The following is a 16,072-nucleotide window of genomic DNA, read 5'->3' as shown; positions in this document are numbered from 1 at the left end:
GGGACGACGGTGCCGCCCGAGTGGGCAGCACCGTCGTTGGGGAGCGAAGGCTCAGGCGATCATTCCCAGCAGTCGTTGCGCGGTGGCCGCGTCGATGTGCTGCATGGCCCTCGTGAACTGCTTCGCGTTGCTGACCATGGAGTCCCAGTCCATGGCTCCGCACGGCGCGTAGTAGAGGTTGGCTGGGTGGTCCTCACGGGTCGAGGGTGGAGTCCACTCGAAGTCGGTGATGACCAGACTCAGCCGGCGCTTGCGGACCGCGCTGGCGTTGATGTAGCGCCAGATCTGGAGGTAGTCGGTTCCACCGTTGACTTTCGGGACCCTGCGGAACTCCCGCCAGATGTGGGTGACGGACTTGTTCTCCACCTTCAGCAACGTCTCCTGCGAGAGCACGCTGCTGAACGAGTTGAAGTACAGATTGACGTTGAGCTTCTTCGCGATCCTGATGAGCATCAGCACCGCCTCCTGATAGTTCGCCTCACTGATCGACCCGGAGGTGTCGACATAGAGGTGGAGGTCGGGCATATAGCTCACGCTGGTGATCCGGCCGGCCTTGTTGAAGTCGTCGGGATCACGGCGGTTCGCCTTCAGAAATGTGGTCTTCGACCTGCGGAAGATGTTCTGTGACCGATTGACCTTGCCCATCCGTTTCAGCACCCGGGTGAGCGCTGCGAACAGGTCGACCTTCGAGGGCGGCTGTTTACGGAACATCACCCGGGCGGCCCGGCCTGTCGGCCAGCCAGTCTGCTGTGCGCCGGCCAGAACCTTGGCCCGGGCTGTCGCGCGCTGCAGGGTCGTGAGCTTCGACAACGCTTGATTTGAGACGACCTTCACCGGCGCAGCGAGGGCCTGGTTGATGATCATCCACTCGGCGGTGATCTTGTTGGCACGTGCCCGGGCGTGCACTTCAACGTTCACCAGCACGAGCGACCGCGGGCAAAACAGCTCTCCGATGGTGAAGGGCAAGACACCGGCTGTGCAGCCTGTTGCCGCTCCCTGCTGGAGCGTTGCACCCGCACGCTGCTGCTCGACGTAGAGCATCAGCATGTGCACGATGACCCGCGCGAACGAGAATTCGTCGTTGCCGTCGGCATCGTCGACGCGCAGCTGAAGCGACTCGGTCAGGCCTTTGAGCGGCAGCGCGGCGAAGTCGCCGAGCAGCCGGACCGTCTGAACTGGCAGCGCGGCGCTCATGGCCTGGGTCTGAACGGTGAGCCAGGCCTTGAAGTCGTCGAATGCGGCTGCAGACTGGAACCAGAATCCGAGCGTGTCCGGGTGATAGGCGTAGGCGAGGGCCGCAAAGAACTCGTTGCTGTCGCCGGATCCTGACAAGAGCGCCTTGGCGGCGGGAATCACGTCTTGGTGCGCGGTGTAGATGACCGTCCGGCTGGGAGCAGGTAGCTTGTGTGCCCGCCCTGCCTGGGCAGCGAACAGTTCGCCCACCGGCAGGGTCGTCCCCTGGTCGTAGCTGACCAGGGTCTGACCAAGGATCTCCTTCATGGTCTGCTCAGCCGCCGGCTGCACGGTCTCGGCAAGGCAGGACATGAGCAGTTGCTCGATATCCGGCCCGATGTCGTTGCCGTGCGCATCCGTGATGCTCGCCGGGGCGCCGGGGTTGAGTGGCGTTCGCAGCGGGTCCACGACGACAGATCCGAGGACGGGCAGTGGATCGTAGTCACCCTTGCACGAGATCGTGTGGACTGGGTCGAGCACGGCCGGCTTCTGGTTGGAAACGGTGATTGTCATGATGACTGGCCCCTCCTTTCGGGGTATCCGGTGAGCAGGCCTCGATCACAGGAACGCCGAGATCATCGGCTTGACCCTTTCGGCCACCGGTGTCCCACTGTTGAGGAAGGCCTCGACGTTCTGGGTATCTGCCTGGGCAGCAGAGAGCATCTCGAACAGGGTCCGCATATGAGCCGTCTCGATCTGGTTCGTCGCCTGGGCGAGCTGTTCGATCAGCCGGGTGTTGTCCTCGTGATCCCTGAGCGCGTAGAGCAGCGAACCGGACTTGTCAGAGTCGGTCAGGTCCGCGATCAGCGCCGACAGGTCCGTCACGGACTGTGCGGCTTTGAGCTCTGCGTAGCAGTTCGGCTTCGGGACGACGACCTGGTTGGACACCGCCTGGCCGGCCCCGCTGGCGAGGTCTTCGGCGATGACCGCGACGACCTGCAGAGCGAACGCCGTGTTGCCCACGTGCGATTCGATCACCTCGTTCAGGACGTAGGTCTCACGGTCTCCGATCGTTGTCGGCGTGGCCAGGTAGCGCGACAACTGGTCACGGCTGGCCTTGTTCAGCCAGCGCGACAGGCTGTCGATCGTTCGCGGCGTGGTTAGCTGGTTCATCTCCTCGCCGGAGTCGAACAGCTCGGCGAATGACGAAGTGGTGGCATCGTCGTCATCGTCGGGTCCGTCAGTTGCGGCGATGCCCGACACGGCCTTCTGGAAGACGAGTGCCGGATACTGCGTCAGGACCTTCCTCACCCACGGGTTGAGGTCGTCACCGAGGATGTTCATGAGCGTCGCGGCCTCGGGTTCGACCCGGTAGATCGAGAAGCGGGACAGGCTGGCCTCGTCGAGCGTGGTGACGTTGCCCTTGTCGTTGCCGGCCACGATGATGCGGACGTTCTTGGGCAGTTCGACGTGTCCCATGCAGCGCAGCGTGACCAAGGTCAGCGCGCCGGACGTAACGTCGGCGGTGGTTCGGTTGATCTCGTCGAGGAACAGGATCGGCCACTCGCGCGGGTTCGCCTCGGCATAGTCGATGCAGTCCTGGATGACGTGGTGGGGGTAGAAGACCTGCTTGTAGGACCCACCGTTGGTCGGCACGAGACGCGCACCCGTGAGGTCTGCCTTGTCAGCGAGCTGGTTGCACGGCAGCACGAAGGCCCTTGTGTTCATCGAGTAGGCCAGCGCCTCGACCCAGGAGGACTTGCCGATGCCGGGCTCGCCCATCAGGGCGGGAACAATATTCATCTCGAGGTCCAGTTGGATGACCTCGGACAGCGTGTCGTTGAAGCGCATGGTGAGGATGCTTTCTGTGGTGGGCTGACAGGGAGGTCAGGAGTCGGACGTCGGCTGCGCGATCATCGCCGCGGCGCGGTCGAGCAGGAACGGGCGCCCGTTGCGGCGCTCGCTGTGCTTCGCGCGCGGTGGAATCACTTGCTGAGCTGCCTGGAACAGCAGCCAGGCCCGGTCGCTGCTGGAGAAGCTCCGGCCGACGGACATGTGCTCGACCAGGTGATTGAGCAGCTGGTGGTGGAGCGTGCCGAGAACTGAAAATTCGTGACGCGAGTGGTCGCCGTCGAAGTCGTCGAGAGTCTTGAACCTGCGGCGTGCGCCGGCAACCGTCTGTCTGACGATCTGTGCTCCACCCGGAATGTCCGGGGCCTCGACGCCGGTGTCGACGTCGGCTGCGGACGCCGAAGGGATTCGCGCATTCTGGGCCAGGAAGGCGTACAGGTCTTCGACCGTGGAGAACTGCCCTGCCGGCCCCGCCGTGGCACGGGCCAGGACATCGGGTGCAGGCGGACTGCGGGTGAACGTCACCCAATGGTCGAGCAAGATCTCGTACCAGCCGTGCTCCTCGCGGAGCACCCGTTTGCCGGCGGCGACAGGAAACGCATGGAAGTTGTCCGGCAGCGCAGTCACGACGTGGAAACCCAGCCCGGACATCGACTGCTCGCGGTACAGGACGGCAGGTAGTGCGAGCAGCTGGGCGGCGACCTCCGGCGGGCAATCTGGCTCGATGTCGATCACCATGAGGCCGTCGGTGAGCGCACGCAGGTAGAAGGCGGTGTTGGTAGCCGCCGGGAGCCTGTCGGTGAGCTCGTCGAGCACCACGAGACACTGCTCGTCGAGCGTCCAGGCACCTCGCAGCCAGTTGCGGTCGAGCAGCGCGCGCAGGTCGATGGGTGCTTTACGTGTGGTCGTCGGATCGTCAGGGTCATCGCCGAGGCTGCCGGAGATCGTCCACCGGGCAGCGCCCGCAAGCGCGCGGACCGCCGGGTTGGCATAGAAGTCGGCGAACCTGATGCGGGGATCGTCAAGCGTCATCGAGGTCTTTCCTGAAGGACGGCAGTGGTGTCGACGAAGCGAGCGGGCATGACATGGCCCCTGCAGGAATGTTCGGTGCAGGGGCCATGTCGGTCGTCGGGGATTCAGCCCTGATAGGTGATCCCCGCGGTCTCGCCTGCCGGGGAGTCGTCACTCCACGGGCTTGCCGGAGCGGTCAGTGCGAACGGAGTGCCGATGGCGGATCCGGCGTCCTTGAGCGCCGAGTTCTCCGCCTCCAGCCGCGCGAGCTTGGCCTCGAGAGTCTCTTCCTGCTGCGCCGCCGGCGCGGTTGCCTGCGAAGCGGGCACCGAGTTGGGCGCCGCCGCGGTGGCCGGTGCGGCCTGCTGCGGCTGATGGGCCGATGGGCCAGGCAGCGCGAAGCCGTTCTCGTCGATCACGGTGCCGGTTCCGTCGTCGACGACCGTGGCCACAGCCCCGTGCTGCTCAGACCCGGGAGCCGCGGCCGCCTGCACACTCTGCGGCGGCGCGGCGAAGACGATGCCACGAGCGGCGAGCTCGGCAGCGTTGGTGTTGCCCACGTAGTAACGAACAGGCTCGTTGACAATCACCGTATCGAGCGACAGCCCGCGGTTGGCGTACCCCTTCGGCTTGAAGACGCGCAGCACCAGAGTCACGTCGAGGCCCTGGGCCAGTTCCCTGCCGGAGTCGTCCGGAACCACCTTGCCGCCATCACCGGGGACTGCAATGCCCGGCAGGCTGCCCTTGCTGTCGATCGAGTAGTTCGCACCGGTATCCGGGTGCTTGGCAGACGCGAAGCGTCGCTCGGCGACGTAACGCTCCTCCACCGTGGGATTGTCCGCATCCTTGCAGATCACCTCGGCATGGGTGATGGTCGCCGAGGTGTGAGGCTTCCCAACAGCGATCCCGCCGCTCTGGACCTTGCGCGCGTCAGATGCCTCGAGCTGGGCGCCGTCGATGAGTCGGGTCAGGCGGGAGAAGCCGAGCTTGCCGCGGATGAGGACGATTTCCCCCTCGCTGAGCTGGGCGGCAGAGATTGAATAGTTGGCCATGATGGCGCTCCTTCTAGGTGGATTCGCTGGTCTGGGTCTTAAAACAGGGAGCACGTCGGAGCTCAGCTACTGCCGCGTCGATCTCGGCTCAGATCGGGTGACCTGGCGCTATCGGGGAACTGGACCGCCTCCCGGCTCAGGCGAACCCAACCGGCTTGGCGTCCAGCAGCGTTGGAGAATGCCAACGGCAAGTGGGGACCTGGGGAGAGGTAGGTCCGACGCCGATGGTCGACGTCCTTCAGGTCTCGGGCAGGTACATGCAGCTCGGTAATCAGGAGCCGCAGTCAGTGCGCCGGCCCCGGCTGGCAGCACTCGGAGCCTGGGCTTGATCTAGGCGGCAGTCTTCACTGCTGGCTTCCCGCTGCGGCCGACGAGCTCGGTGCCCATGGCAAGAGTCATGTCAACAAGGTGTCGACACGCGGGTTCCGGGGAGGGCTATCGCCGACGTCTGTCGGTCAGTGCGTCATGCGCCATACCGTCCGCGACGAACTGCCGGCACCACTTGAGCGTGCGATGCTCGAACACCGGCTCAGTGTTGGGTGATAGGTACACGCCCCAGAGCCTGGCTCGGCGCTCGACACGGAACCCGTCGATCTCCCAGAAGCCAGGCCCGATACACCGCTCGTCCATCGCTGTTCCTTCGTCCGGCATTCACGAGGTGAGTGGCATCGACACCCGCGCATCGGACGACTGTCCGGCGTGATGGCAGCGGTTGATGGAGGAGCAATCCGGCATGCCGCCGCAAGCTTGCGGGCGTGGACCACTCGGCCGGCTCCGACGCCGCACCACATCGCACCCGAGACCGACGTCAGTCGGTCCGCTGCAACCGTCCACATTCATCCGGACGTTGTCGACAGCATCCTCGTGCTGCTGCGGTCACCCTTTGCTCTGCCCCTTCCGGATCAGCTGCGCTGATCGTCGCCGTAGACGCCGCACGGCGCCCGAGCCGCCCAAATGTAGGAGACCCGCCGGGCTCAATGCATCCGGGCGGGACTTCTGGGTCGGCAGGTGAACGGCAGCAACGGCTCTCTCACTCCGCATCAGCCTCCTCGTCGGGCTCGTCCTGGCCGAGCAGGAAGCCGCGAGCCTCGCCCCGTTTCATCAGGTCAGGCAGATGCGCGAGTACCACGGCACGCTGCGTCTTCCGGCGATCGTCGACGACGTCGTATTCCCGCACCACTTCCATGTTGACGACCCAGCCGTCCTCGCGGGCAACAACCTTCTCAAGGTCCGACCCGGGTGGGACTTCCATGTGAGTGAAGTCGTGGTCGAACTCCGACGCGACCTCCAGGCGCTGATCGGGCTCGTCGTTGTAAAGGGTGTCGCCGCTGACAACGCGGCCTTCATCGTCGAATGCCGTCAGGAAGACCCGATCGGCCAGCTTGGTGTTGTCGACGTGGACGGCCTCGACCGAGGTGTCTCTGATGAAAGCCGTCTCCTTGTCGAGACGCTCGAACACCCGGACCCGGGCCTCATGGCACCACATAAGGCAGCGGGCCCTGTTGTAACCCTGAAATTCACCCGGGCTGGGTGCCTCAGGCTGCAGATTGCTCATCGGCGTGCCCCCTTCACGCGCACGGTCGCGAAGTGCGGTGAAACCCGATGTCAGCTCCTTGATGACCGATGGCCTGGCTCCGTTGGTTGAACCCGTCATCAGACTGTCTGGTCCGGGCCACACGCTGACAACTGCCGTTTCGCACGGCAATCACCTCCCGTCTAGTAGCAGTTTCGACCCCACTCCTTGCTCCCCCGACTGGCCGCTGAACCAGCAACAGAAGACTATCCACTCCGGCTACCTGTCGCGGAGGAAGAATGTGGATCTGTGGATAACTACGTTGACACTGCTTGAACATCGCTTCCCGACCCCCGTCGAGCTTGTTCGATGTGCTGACGATCCTCGGCCACCGAAGGTGGCCACAGCCTCGGATGACTGGCGCTACGTGGAGAGCGCGCTCCGGAGCTTTAGATGCCCTCGGCAACCAACCTCCAGGCCCGCTCAACAGACCGACCATCATTGCCCTCGGCATCGTCCCAAATCAAGAACCATCGGTCTCGATTGCACGAACCTGCAACATCCCTACACCGACCTGTCAAAACCCCTAAGCGCACCTGCACAGGCGTTAGCACTCGCACCTGCACGTGCATTCGCATCGCGGGCGGCCGACGATCAGGCGCATGAGCTCGACGTGCCTCCAGTCGAAGGCGCTGACCATGCAGACATCACCGCTTGCACGATCTCGCGGCGGTACGCGTCGCGTCAGTGGAACAGGGTCCGCGACACCGACCGGCTACCGCCAAGCCACGGGGTATCCACCTTCCACGGAGTCGTGACTTCATCTCTGATCCCTCCCTCGACCGGCTGCTGAATCGACACGCGAAGCCTAACCGGCGGCCTTGACGTATTGCAATAGGTTCTTGCAACACCCTATTGCAAGAAGAGGATCTGTGTAATAGAACTATTAGAGCCATTAGAGACCGAGAGAACCTGGATCCCGAGATCAAGGACTCCTGAACATGAGAAGAGGGAGTAGCAGTGAGTACCAAAGGCGCAACGGAGAGCACAGATGGGCGGGTAAGTCTGACCGAGAAGGTCGCCAACGACTTGCGAGCCCAGATCTCGTCCGGCCGCCTTGCTCCGGCGTCCGTACTGCCATCCGAAGGCGAGTTGGCCAGGGTCCATGAGGTGTCGCTGGTAACGGTGCGGCGGGCGATTGCCCAACTCCGCAGTGAAGGGCTCGTGCAGACCATCAAGGGCCAACGGGCGTTCGTGCGAAGGTCGGGCGATTGGCCAAGTCATACACACCCGCGCACGATCACCGTTGACGGAGACGGTAACTATGTCGACTCCGAGTCCGCCGGTGGCGAGTGGCACGACATCGAGCCCCCGTCCAAGTACCAGACCAGTGCCGATGCGCCGTTGGCGCTTGCCCTCGGCGTCCCTCAAGGCACGGCGTTCTACGCCTCAGACCGGATCCTCGAAAATGACGCTGGGACACGAATCTTCGTCCGCAGCTACTTGCCCACAGTCGTTGCCAAATCACTACCTGGACTGGCCCGGCGGCAATATATTTCTGCCCGGCAGACCTACAAAGCGGCCAAGGCCGCGGGGATGAAGCTGGATCTCAACGACTACATCCATGCCCGTCCTCCGGCGCCAGGCGACGCTCGTTCACTGGGTATCCCCGAGGGATTCCCCATGCTGGTCACGCGCCGGATCGCCACCCACAACGGTCAGCCGATCCTGATCCAGGAAACCCGGCGCAGCGCGGAGGATGCTCAGCTCCACTATCGACCGAGGCTCGGCGGCTAGCCGCAAGCTCCGTCGCGAGGAGCGTGTACTAGCAATCGAGCAGCTCGCAGGCTGGGCAATCGGGTGCCCCGCGTGCAGGGGGCTTCTGGGGCGTGTAACCACACAGACAGCCGGTGGGCGTGCCGTCAGTGACGTGCCTGAAGGTGCTCTCGCGGCCTTGGATCCGGGCGCGGGCATCGGTAATTTCCTGGGGCTCAGCGAAGCTGATGCCGCTGATGCCCGACAGGGCGAGCGTGCCGGCGATCGAGTTTTTGAGAGCAACAGTCATCGCAGTGTCATCATCGGTGCTCAGCCCGTTGAATCGGAAGCCTCGATCGGCAGGGCCCAACTGCGAACCCGATTGATCAGGCTCGGAGTTCTCCTCGGCTTTGCTGGCCGTAAAGTCACGCATTGCTGTGCCTCACTTCGTGTGCCGATGCGTATCGAGTCCTCTGGAGCGTCATGGCCAGATCACACCTTGCTGGTTCAAGTTGGCGTCGGCGCCGTCTTCGAACGGGTTCTGCCGGGCGTTGGACAGCTTGCCTCCGTGCACGGTGACCAGCGGCGCAACCGTGGCAGCGTCAGCCTCGGACAGCACCTCGCCCACCACAGCTCGGCCGTTGTACCAGCCCAACTGTGGACTGTTCAGATTGCCTGCCCGCCAGACCCATAGGTGACGTTGGTTGCTGCCGTCGATCAGTCGTGACTCGGCAGGGAAACACTCGATGGCTTCGGCTTCTGATCCACACAACTCGGACTTGATCCGTTGTATGTCTCGCCAGGTGATCGGTTCGGGCTGTCTGTCGCGGCGGCGGAATGACAGGTGGGCATCATGGGTACCTTCGAGTCCTCCCCATCGAACGGTTCGGTCGTTGCGGGTGGCGACCAGCACCATGTAGCGGCTGTTCTGCCAGACCTGCTCGCCGGTGGTGGTGTTCTCGTGCTGGACGAATCGGGTCCATCGCTGCCGGCCTCCGGCTGCTTTAGCCGGGTTGCCTGATTTTCTGGTCTTGGGCATCGTCGTGATCTCCTGTCGGTTGCGCTGTTCGCCCGGGTCGGCTCCGCCGGCTGGGCAGAGCCGACCCTGGCGGTTGCGGCACACGGGCTGAGCCTCAGAGCCGCAGGGTGGACCAGAGGTCGTTGAGGTCACTTCGGATCTCGTCGTCGAGTGCGGCGAGTAGAGCCTTGTCGACGTCGACGTATCGGAGGAGCCTGTCCTGGATCTGCCGTTTGGTGGACAAGACCCCAGGCATGCGCTCGTCTTGCGTGCCGGCGGTGATGATCCGGTAGACCTTCACGGGCTTGGTCTGCCCGGGGCGGTACAGCCTGCCGATGGTCTGCTGGTAGTAGTCGAGCAGGAACGGCAGCGTGTACCAGATCAGCGTGGAGCCGCCGCGCTGGAGGTTCAGGCCGGCGCCGGCCGAAGCCGGGTGGATCAGCATCGCCGGGATGTCCTTGGCGTTCCAGCGGCGGATCATCGTGCGCGAGCCGTCGAATACCTCGGTAGGGATGCCTGTCTTGTTCAGACGGGTGTGCAGCTGTTCCTTGTCCGACTTGAAGTGATAGGCGACCAGCGCGGGTTCTCCGGCGTTCTGGCGGATCAGGTGCGAGGTTTTCTGGATCTTCTCGTCGTGGATGATCTCGTACTGGCCTTTGGTGCTCGGGTCGTCAGGATCGGAGGTGTAGAGGGTGCCTGAGGCGAACTGCATGAGCTTGCTGATCAGCACGGCGCGGTTGTCGGCGACGACTGTGCGGACGAGGTGCTCGTCGGGTTGGTGGAGGAACTTGCCGATCGTTGCTTGGCGCAACGTCGTGTAGGCGTCGCGTAGGTCGCCGGTCAGTGTCGCCAGGTGTGTGCGGATGGTTTGGGCTTCGGGCTCGGCGGAGTTTCGCAGCCAGTCGGCGTAGGCGAGCTCGGCTTTCTGCAGCGCCGCTTGGCTGACGATCTGGACGATGAGGTCGCGCTTGAACTCCCGGTAGGCAGTCATCAGGTCGGGAGGTAGGCGGACGTGGACGTCCTCCACGATGAGTGGCGGCAGCTTGATTGACGTGTTCTGTGCGCTCATCACGAGGTGTGCGATGGCCTGCTGGATTTCCTGCTCGGCGCCCGGCTTGGGCTTCCATTTCGGGGGCGCTTTGGAGTCCGGGATGACCGTCGGGGTGAACCAGCGTTGGCGGTACGCGTCGATGTCGGTCCCCAGAGCCCTGCCTTGGTCGAGGAGGTAGGCCTGGCTCCACAGGCCCTCGAGGCCGTTCGGCGCTGGCGTGGCGGTGAGCTCGATCAGCCGGGTGACTGCTGGGCGCACGGCCTTGAGTGCGTTGAATCGGTTTGAGGAGTGGGATCTGAATGCGTGGCTCTCGTCGATGATGATGGTCTGGAACGGCCAGATGAGGGTCTTTTGACCGTTCAGGTCTTGGATCGGCATCTGGTCGACCAGGCCGAACCTGCATTCGGGGCAGCCGGCTCCGGAGCAGGTGCGGCAGGCGCACGACGCCGATGTGACCAGGGAAGCGTTGCGTAGCTCCTGCACCCAGGTGTGAATCTTGGACTTGGCAGGGGTCGAGCGGCCGGGATCTGTGGCCGCCAGGTCGCGGTATTCGGTGACGAGTTCGTCGTAGTTGAGCATCCTTCGGGTTCGCACCAACTGCAGGATCTGGGCCGCCTCCGCAGACATGACCGGGTCTGCCTTCTTGCTCACTACCGGTGTGATCACCTTGGTTTGCTGGGACGGCTGGGTGAGCAGATCCGCATTGATGAAGTACATGGTCGGCGGGTCGGACAACACCTGCCGGAACCGTTGGACGCGTCGCTCGCGCGAGAGTTTCCGGTCGCGTTCGTCGACGATCAATGACCGGGTGCGGATGTTGAAGCCTCGGTCTTCGATCTCGTCGATCCAGGTGGAGCGGGCAACCGCGATGGGGGCGATCACGAGGATGTGGCCGATGGGCCGAATGCGTTGCAGGGCGCTGAGGACGGAGAGCGTCTTACCGCCGCCGACGTCTACCCAGATACCGGCGAACGGGTGGTCGACGATGAAGTCGATGGTGTGTTGCTGATGCGGCATGAGGCGAGGGGCCGAGGGCGGGGTTGTGGCGAGAGTTGTCATCGTGGGCGAGCCGCCTTGGACTGGCCGGCTGCCTCCTTTCGTCGTTGGTCTATGGAGGGCCGGCCTTGGTGCTGCTCAGCGCAGGAGTGCCCAGGCGCCGACGAGGCAGGCCAGGGACAGGAGCAAGATGCCGACGATTGTCGGAATCGCCAGTTGCTTCTGCCTGTCCTCCTTCGCGCCGGCCTCAGGCCCAGCGTTGTGCTGTCGTTTCATTGGGATCCGGCGCATACCTGGTACTCCTGTTCGGCGTGATGACCTGCTGTGCTGGATTTGCTTCCTGGTTCAGACGCCGAGGGCATCCTTGACCAGTGCGATCCGTGCCTCGGCTTCGTCGGCTCTGCTCCGCTGGCGCTCGAGTTCGGCACGCAGGCTCTGGTTCTCGGCTTGCAGCTCAGCAATGGTGGTCGTCGTGCTGCGTTCCTCGCGGACGCGTTGCGGAACGAGGCTCGGGTGATCGCCTACTTTCTCGTGCGGGCGGCGTGACGTCTTAGGGATGGTCGTCATAGGAATTTTCGGTTTCTCTTCACACGCAAGGCGATCGTCGGATGCGACCGGTGCCGGGTGCGGTCTCAGCCGGAACGTGGGTGCGCCGCTCTGGTCGAACCGGACTTCTATCGCGGCGTCCCCCGGCAGGCCGTCGGCCTGCTCGTCGAGCCACGAAGAGAACGGGCCCGCGTAGTCGTTGAATGCCTGGGCAATCGATATCGGTCTCGGTGTTTCCGATGGTTCGGCGAGGGTGTCTTGTTCGGGGTCCTCGTCCAGGCGGTGCGTGGCCAGCAGCCGGCGTATCTGAGCCTTGGCGTTGCGGGACGCCCTGTTCGGAGCGGTCATGTTGCGCGGTACCGAGGCGGTCTCCGCGGTGTTGTTTCGCAGGATGCAGTGGCCTTTGGCTGAGACTCTGCCGGTGCAGCCCTGCGCGATCGCGTTGAGTATCAGATCCCTGGCGGCTTGGTCGAAGCCCAGGAGGTCGTGGTTCGTGATGCGGCCGAAGGCGGTCGTGTTTTGGCGGTTCGATCGTGTGAGGCCGCGGCTCATCGATCTGCCTTGTGTTGGTGTCTTCGGGCGGTCGCGGTCTTCATTCAGTGGTCCGCCGCTCGGGTTCGGGACCCGACTGATCGCCGCACAGGTCGGCGACGAACGGGGCGTGGAGGCCGCTGCGTAGGGGTGACCGGAGCTTCAGGTAGAGGAAGCCTCGTGGGAGACGTTCCTTCGGCAGGTACCGGTCGACGTCACGCTTGACGGTGTCCATCTAGGTGTTCATCCAGTTTTTGGTGAACGTCTCGGCGAGCATCTGGGTGTACACGTCGAGGTCGAGTGCCTCGATGATTGCCATGAGGGCGGGTGGTCCCAGGGCAGTTAGGTCGTCGTTGCAGATGACCATGGACCAGGTGGGGTCGATGCCGTTGATTTTGCGGGTGGAGACGTCTCGGTCTTCGGGGATGAGGGTCAGACGGGGGTTCTGGGAGTTCATCCAGCGGGTCGCGGCCCAGCCGTGATGGGCGAGGATCGATGTGGCGATCTCGTCCGGTACCGGGCGCTGAGCACCCTGTCGGCGTTTCGCCTGGGTGGCCGGTGGGATTTTCCAGGCGCCGGCGTTGAGCAGGCTGACCGCACCGTCGGTGCCGTGACGCACGACGAATGCCCGGTTGACCATCTGCAGCGGCCTCGGGTCCACGATCCGCTGGCCCTCGTCGCCTGCAGTGGGGTCCAGTGGGGCCGCCGCGAACGGGTAGGTGATGGAGCCGCGCGACGCGGCGATGACGTTCTGGAACAGCAGCGCCGTTCGCAGCGGGTCCTCGGGGTCGATCGCCTCGCCCATGAGCTTGCGCCCGAGGTCTGTGTCGAAGGCCTCCGACAGTGCGGCCTCTCCCCTGGTGGCGACCACCTGCAGGTACTGGGCCAGGGCGAAGTCGATGACGGCCGGGTGGGCCAGTGACTTGTCCGGACGGGGTCCCACATGGCAGGCCAGCGTGCCGCCGGAAGCAGCGATGATCTGGCTTTCGGCGAGCGTGCTTTCTGCTCGGGGTGCGGTGAGCTCGAGCCGGTTGTTCGAGTCTTTGCTGATGAGGAACATCGGCTCGGGTTCGATGTCGACCCCGATCAGTGCTGCCTGCTCGGCGAGCACCTGGTCGTTGATCTCCCGGTCCAGTACGGAGTAGAGACCGTCGGTGTTCGTGGAGATGATCCGGGCACCGGCGAGCGTCTGTGCCTGGCCGATCCGCCAGCTGAAGAGCTGACCGATGATGCGCATCGAGATGATCCGGTTGTTCATCCGGATCGGGTTCTTGTGGGATGCATCGCCTGCGCCGGACGCGGCGTTGAGGATGAGCTTCGTCCCGTTGCGCAAGGTGGTCAGGCGTTCCTTCTCAGCCGCGCGGAGGCCGGGCTGCTTGAGTTCGCGTCCGAGTCGTTCCTTGTCGAAGAAGATCGTTGCGTAGCGGTCTTCTCCCAGCTCGGGGTTGTAGAAGGCCCTCATGTTGCGCAGCAGGTTCGGGTAGTAGCTCGTGAAGTCCTCGTGGGTGACGTGGCCGGTCGAGGTCCGGGCGTATTTCGGGTGGAGCTTGGTGGACGCGTCCTCCTTGGCAACGAACAGCTCCGGTGCCTTCTTCGCCGCCTCCGTCCGGTACTCGGCCGACGTGGCCGCGGACTTTGCCAGCACCGTTTTGCCCCGGATGACGAACACTCCGCCGGGACTCATGCTGTCGGTGATCGCAACGTCCAGGGCTTCGTGGTCCGGGCGTTGTACCGCCAGGAGGCCTGCGGGGTCAGGGATCTGCGTCTGGGATCGCGTCAGTTGCTCTGCCTGGACTGGGTCGTCCTTCTTGGGTTTGCGGTACTTGACCTTCGCCGGGTCCGATCCGAGCAGTACGAGACGCTTGTCGACTGACGTGCCGTCTGGCAGGGCGAGCATGCTGTGCTGGCGCTTCGCCTCGGCGACGAAGTCTTTCGCGTCGGGGTAGAGGTGGCGGGCCAGGCCGAGCATCATCGTGCTGGCGCGGTGCTCCGCGAGGTCTCTGTTGAACCCGGCGATATCGGCCTCGGCCCCGTGGATCCCCCCGGTGGAGAAGGTCGCGAAGCACGACGACGGGGTCCCGTCGGCCAGGAAGTAGGGCAGGTTGTTGGGCGACTTCGGGATCTCCTTCAGCGACCGGACCGGGAGTCCGTACAGCTCGCTGTACTCCTCGGAGTCGTTGAAGTTCTGCCCCTCGATCGACCGGTAGTACGCGACGACCTGCAGGAAGTCCGTGTGCGCCTTCGCCTGTGCTGGGTTGGCGGCGCGATCGGGGGCGACGTGCTCCTCGAAGAACCGCACGCATTCGTCGAGCACGTTGACCTGGGCGATTCCGCGCTCGTGAGCAATTTCTGCGGCGGGGTAGACATACGAGACCTTCTCGATGTCGTTCAGGGGCGTGTGCGGGGCGAGGATGCGGCCGACGAACTTCGCCGAGGACGAATCGATGGTCAGCCGGTCGCGGCGTACCGTCTCGTTGCGGTTGAAGACGGTCTCGCGGTATTGGGTCAGTAGGCCGGCCTTGAGGTCGAAGGCGCTGGAGTACAGCGGGTGCTCGAACAGCTGGGCCAGGCCCAAACAGTCGGCGACGTTGTAGGCCAGCAGTTCGTAGAGCTCCTCGAGCGTCGTGATGATCGAGTCGTGGCCCAGCTTGTCGGATTCTTTGATCTGGTGCCCGAGCATGCCGAGCAGGCGCTTCAGCCCGACCTTGCGCTGCAGCTCGTTGAGCCGCGCGACGTCGAGGTGACGCCCGGACTGGAGCATCGCGCGGCGGATCTTGCCCTGAGGTGTGTCCCAGCCGAGGTAACCGGGCATGTACTCGATGTTCTTGGCATCGAACAGCTCGTCGTTGTGTGCGCGCAACGCGGCCGCGGTGATCGGCTTGAACTGCGGGCGCTGTGCGAGGACATCGACGAGAAGTTGTTCGGTCTCTGCGACGCGCTGCGGCGTACTCGCACTGCGGCGTTGCTGCTGTGCGTACGCCAGGCGGGCGCGGTGGTCGACGACGTCGGAGTACACCTCGGACAGGTACAGCGCCAACATGGTCGTGTCGTAGTTCATGGAGTTGTAGCCGGCGAGGAACGGGTGGACCGCCGGGTCAAAGCTGGGGTCGGTGTCACAGACGGGACGCAAGTCACCGGGGTATGAGGAGTCCTGCTCCGGATCGCACACCTGCTCTGCGTCGGAAAGCCCGATCAGTTGCGCCAGCCGCAGGTTGCCTCGGATGGTGTGGAGGTCGTATAGCGAAACCTCGACCTGTGGCAGCCCGGGGTTGCCGGTGCGGATCACCTCGACCAGCGAGCGGGTCTGGACCGCTGCGGCCAGCGTGGCGTCGTCGACGAGGTAGAAGACCTCGAGTGCATCGCGGGCCGGGTCCGGGCGCGGCGTGTAGGCGACGAGGCTGAACACATTCGACAAGGACTCGATGTCATAGAACGTGAACAGCGATGACTCCGCTGTGACGGGTGAAAGTCGCCGCCGGGTCTGGGTCCTCTCTTGGGTAGCAGGCATCGTGTCTCTCATTTCGTTCTAGGGGTCTGCAGAACCGGGATCTCGTCCGGGCACGACTTCATGCCGT

The 16,072-nt window shown here is 64.2% G+C and carries 14 protein-coding genes; 1 reads left to right on the top strand and 13 read right to left on the bottom strand.

Annotated elements, in window-relative coordinates; all coding sequences use genetic code 11:
• Window positions 1-51: 51 nt before the first annotated feature.
• The 6 genes from E1261_RS00550 to E1261_RS00525 all read right to left on the bottom strand — a co-directional run bounded on the left by E1261_RS00550 (window position 52) and on the right by E1261_RS00525 (window position 6,741).
• Window positions 52-1,746, bottom strand: a complete 1,695-nt coding sequence (locus tag E1261_RS00550; protein ID WP_132399962.1) for a vWA domain-containing protein — start codon at window positions 1,744-1,746, stop codon at window positions 52-54.
• Between the two features lie 45 nt (window positions 1,747-1,791).
• The gene (locus E1261_RS00545; protein WP_132399959.1) at window positions 1,792-3,024 is read right to left on the bottom strand and encodes an AAA family ATPase; all 1,233 of its coding nucleotides are present in this window, start codon (window positions 3,022-3,024) and stop codon (window positions 1,792-1,794) included.
• Between the two features lie 36 nt (window positions 3,025-3,060).
• Window positions 3,061-4,056 (bottom strand): hypothetical protein, encoded by a 996-nt coding sequence (locus tag E1261_RS00540; protein ID WP_132399956.1) that lies wholly within the window; start codon window positions 4,054-4,056, stop codon window positions 3,061-3,063.
• A 104-nt stretch (window positions 4,057-4,160) separates the two neighbouring features.
• Complete coding sequence (locus E1261_RS00535) at window positions 4,161-5,087, bottom strand: hypothetical protein (protein ID WP_132399953.1); 927 nt, start codon at window positions 5,085-5,087, stop codon at window positions 4,161-4,163.
• 435 nt (window positions 5,088-5,522) lie between these two features.
• Window positions 5,523-5,717 carry a hypothetical protein gene (locus E1261_RS00530; protein ID WP_020385285.1) on the bottom strand — a complete coding sequence of 65 codons (195 nt, stop codon included), beginning with the start codon at window positions 5,715-5,717 and terminating at the stop codon, window positions 5,523-5,525.
• 400 nt (window positions 5,718-6,117) lie between these two features.
• On the bottom strand, window positions 6,118-6,741 hold the full coding sequence (locus E1261_RS00525; RefSeq protein ID WP_238175926.1) for a hypothetical protein: 624 nt from the start codon (window positions 6,739-6,741) through the stop codon (window positions 6,118-6,120).
• An 879-nt stretch (window positions 6,742-7,620) separates the two neighbouring features.
• On the opposite strand from E1261_RS00525, the gene E1261_RS00520 reads away from it, so the two are divergent.
• Window positions 7,621-8,397: a GntR family transcriptional regulator gene (locus E1261_RS00520; RefSeq protein WP_132399950.1), complete on the top strand. Its 777-nt coding sequence runs from the start codon at window positions 7,621-7,623 to the stop codon at window positions 8,395-8,397.
• A gap of 28 nt (window positions 8,398-8,425) precedes the next feature.
• Here E1261_RS00520 and E1261_RS00515 read toward each other — a convergent pair whose 3' ends face one another.
• The 7 genes from E1261_RS00515 to E1261_RS00495 form a co-directional block, all read right to left on the bottom strand.
• Window positions 8,426-8,788, bottom strand: a complete 363-nt coding sequence (locus tag E1261_RS00515; RefSeq protein ID WP_132399947.1) for a hypothetical protein — start codon at window positions 8,786-8,788, stop codon at window positions 8,426-8,428.
• A gap of 48 nt (window positions 8,789-8,836) precedes the next feature.
• Window positions 8,837-9,394: a DUF7694 domain-containing protein gene (locus tag E1261_RS00510; protein WP_238175925.1), complete on the bottom strand. Its 558-nt coding sequence runs from the start codon at window positions 9,392-9,394 to the stop codon at window positions 8,837-8,839.
• A 94-nt stretch (window positions 9,395-9,488) separates the two neighbouring features.
• Window positions 9,489-11,441 carry a DEAD/DEAH box helicase gene (locus E1261_RS00505; RefSeq protein ID WP_238175924.1) on the bottom strand — a complete coding sequence of 651 codons (1,953 nt, stop codon included), beginning with the start codon at window positions 11,439-11,441 and terminating at the stop codon, window positions 9,489-9,491.
• 117 nt (window positions 11,442-11,558) lie between these two features.
• A complete protein-coding gene (locus E1261_RS45035) occupies window positions 11,559-11,711 on the bottom strand; it encodes a hypothetical protein (protein WP_165952289.1) in 153 nt (50 codons plus the stop codon).
• Window positions 11,712-11,765: 54 nt separating this feature from the next.
• Entirely contained in the window at window positions 11,766-12,518 is a 753-nt protein-coding gene (locus tag E1261_RS00500) for a hypothetical protein (protein ID WP_132399939.1), read from the bottom strand.
• 40 nt (window positions 12,519-12,558) lie between these two features.
• Window positions 12,559-12,732 (bottom strand): hypothetical protein, encoded by a 174-nt coding sequence (locus E1261_RS45030; RefSeq protein ID WP_165952288.1) that lies wholly within the window; start codon window positions 12,730-12,732, stop codon window positions 12,559-12,561.
• A complete protein-coding gene (locus tag E1261_RS00495) occupies window positions 12,733-16,005 on the bottom strand; it encodes a hypothetical protein (RefSeq protein ID WP_132399936.1) in 3,273 nt (1,090 codons plus the stop codon). It abuts the gene before it with no gap.
• Window positions 16,006-16,072: the final 67 nt, after the last annotated feature.

It is taken from the genome of Kribbella albertanoniae (genome assembly GCF_004348455.1).
Lineage (GTDB): Bacteria > Actinomycetota > Actinomycetes > Propionibacteriales > Kribbellaceae > Kribbella > Kribbella albertanoniae.
Note: the sequence above shows the minus strand (reverse complement) of the source record. Positions and strands in the feature narration are given on the sequence as shown.

Bases quoted from the DNA above. Each gene is read 5' to 3' on its own strand.
- E1261_RS00540 (WP_132399956.1), bottom strand. From the start codon at position 4,056: ATGACGCTTGACGATCCCCGCATCAGGTTCGCCGACTTCTATGCCAAC.
- E1261_RS00545 (WP_132399959.1), bottom strand. From the start codon at position 3,024: ATGCGCTTCAACGACACGCTGTCCGAGGTCATCCAACTGGACCTCGAG.
- E1261_RS00495 (WP_132399936.1), bottom strand. From the start codon at position 16,005: ATGCCTGCTACCCAAGAGAGGACCCAGACCCGGCGGCGACTTTCACCC.
- E1261_RS00500 (WP_132399939.1), bottom strand. From the start codon at position 12,518: ATGAGCCGCGGCCTCACACGATCGAACCGCCAAAACACGACCGCCTTC.
- E1261_RS45030 (WP_165952288.1), bottom strand. From the start codon at position 12,732: ATGGACACCGTCAAGCGTGACGTCGACCGGTACCTGCCGAAGGAACGT.
- E1261_RS00535 (WP_132399953.1), bottom strand. From the start codon at position 5,087: ATGGCCAACTATTCAATCTCTGCCGCCCAGCTCAGCGAGGGGGAAATC.
- E1261_RS00550 (WP_132399962.1), bottom strand. From the start codon at position 1,746: ATGACAATCACCGTTTCCAACCAGAAGCCGGCCGTGCTCGACCCAGTC.
- E1261_RS00510 (WP_238175925.1), bottom strand. From the start codon at position 9,394: ATGCCCAAGACCAGAAAATCAGGCAACCCGGCTAAAGCAGCCGGAGGC.
- E1261_RS45035 (WP_165952289.1), bottom strand. From the start codon at position 11,711: ATGCGCCGGATCCCAATGAAACGACAGCACAACGCTGGGCCTGAGGCC.
- E1261_RS00505 (WP_238175924.1), bottom strand. From the start codon at position 11,441: ATGCCGCATCAGCAACACACCATCGACTTCATCGTCGACCACCCGTTC.
- E1261_RS00530 (WP_020385285.1), bottom strand. From the start codon at position 5,717: ATGGACGAGCGGTGTATCGGGCCTGGCTTCTGGGAGATCGACGGGTTC.
- E1261_RS00525 (WP_238175926.1), bottom strand. From the start codon at position 6,741: ATGACGGGTTCAACCAACGGAGCCAGGCCATCGGTCATCAAGGAGCTG.
- E1261_RS00515 (WP_132399947.1), bottom strand. From the start codon at position 8,788: ATGCGTGACTTTACGGCCAGCAAAGCCGAGGAGAACTCCGAGCCTGAT.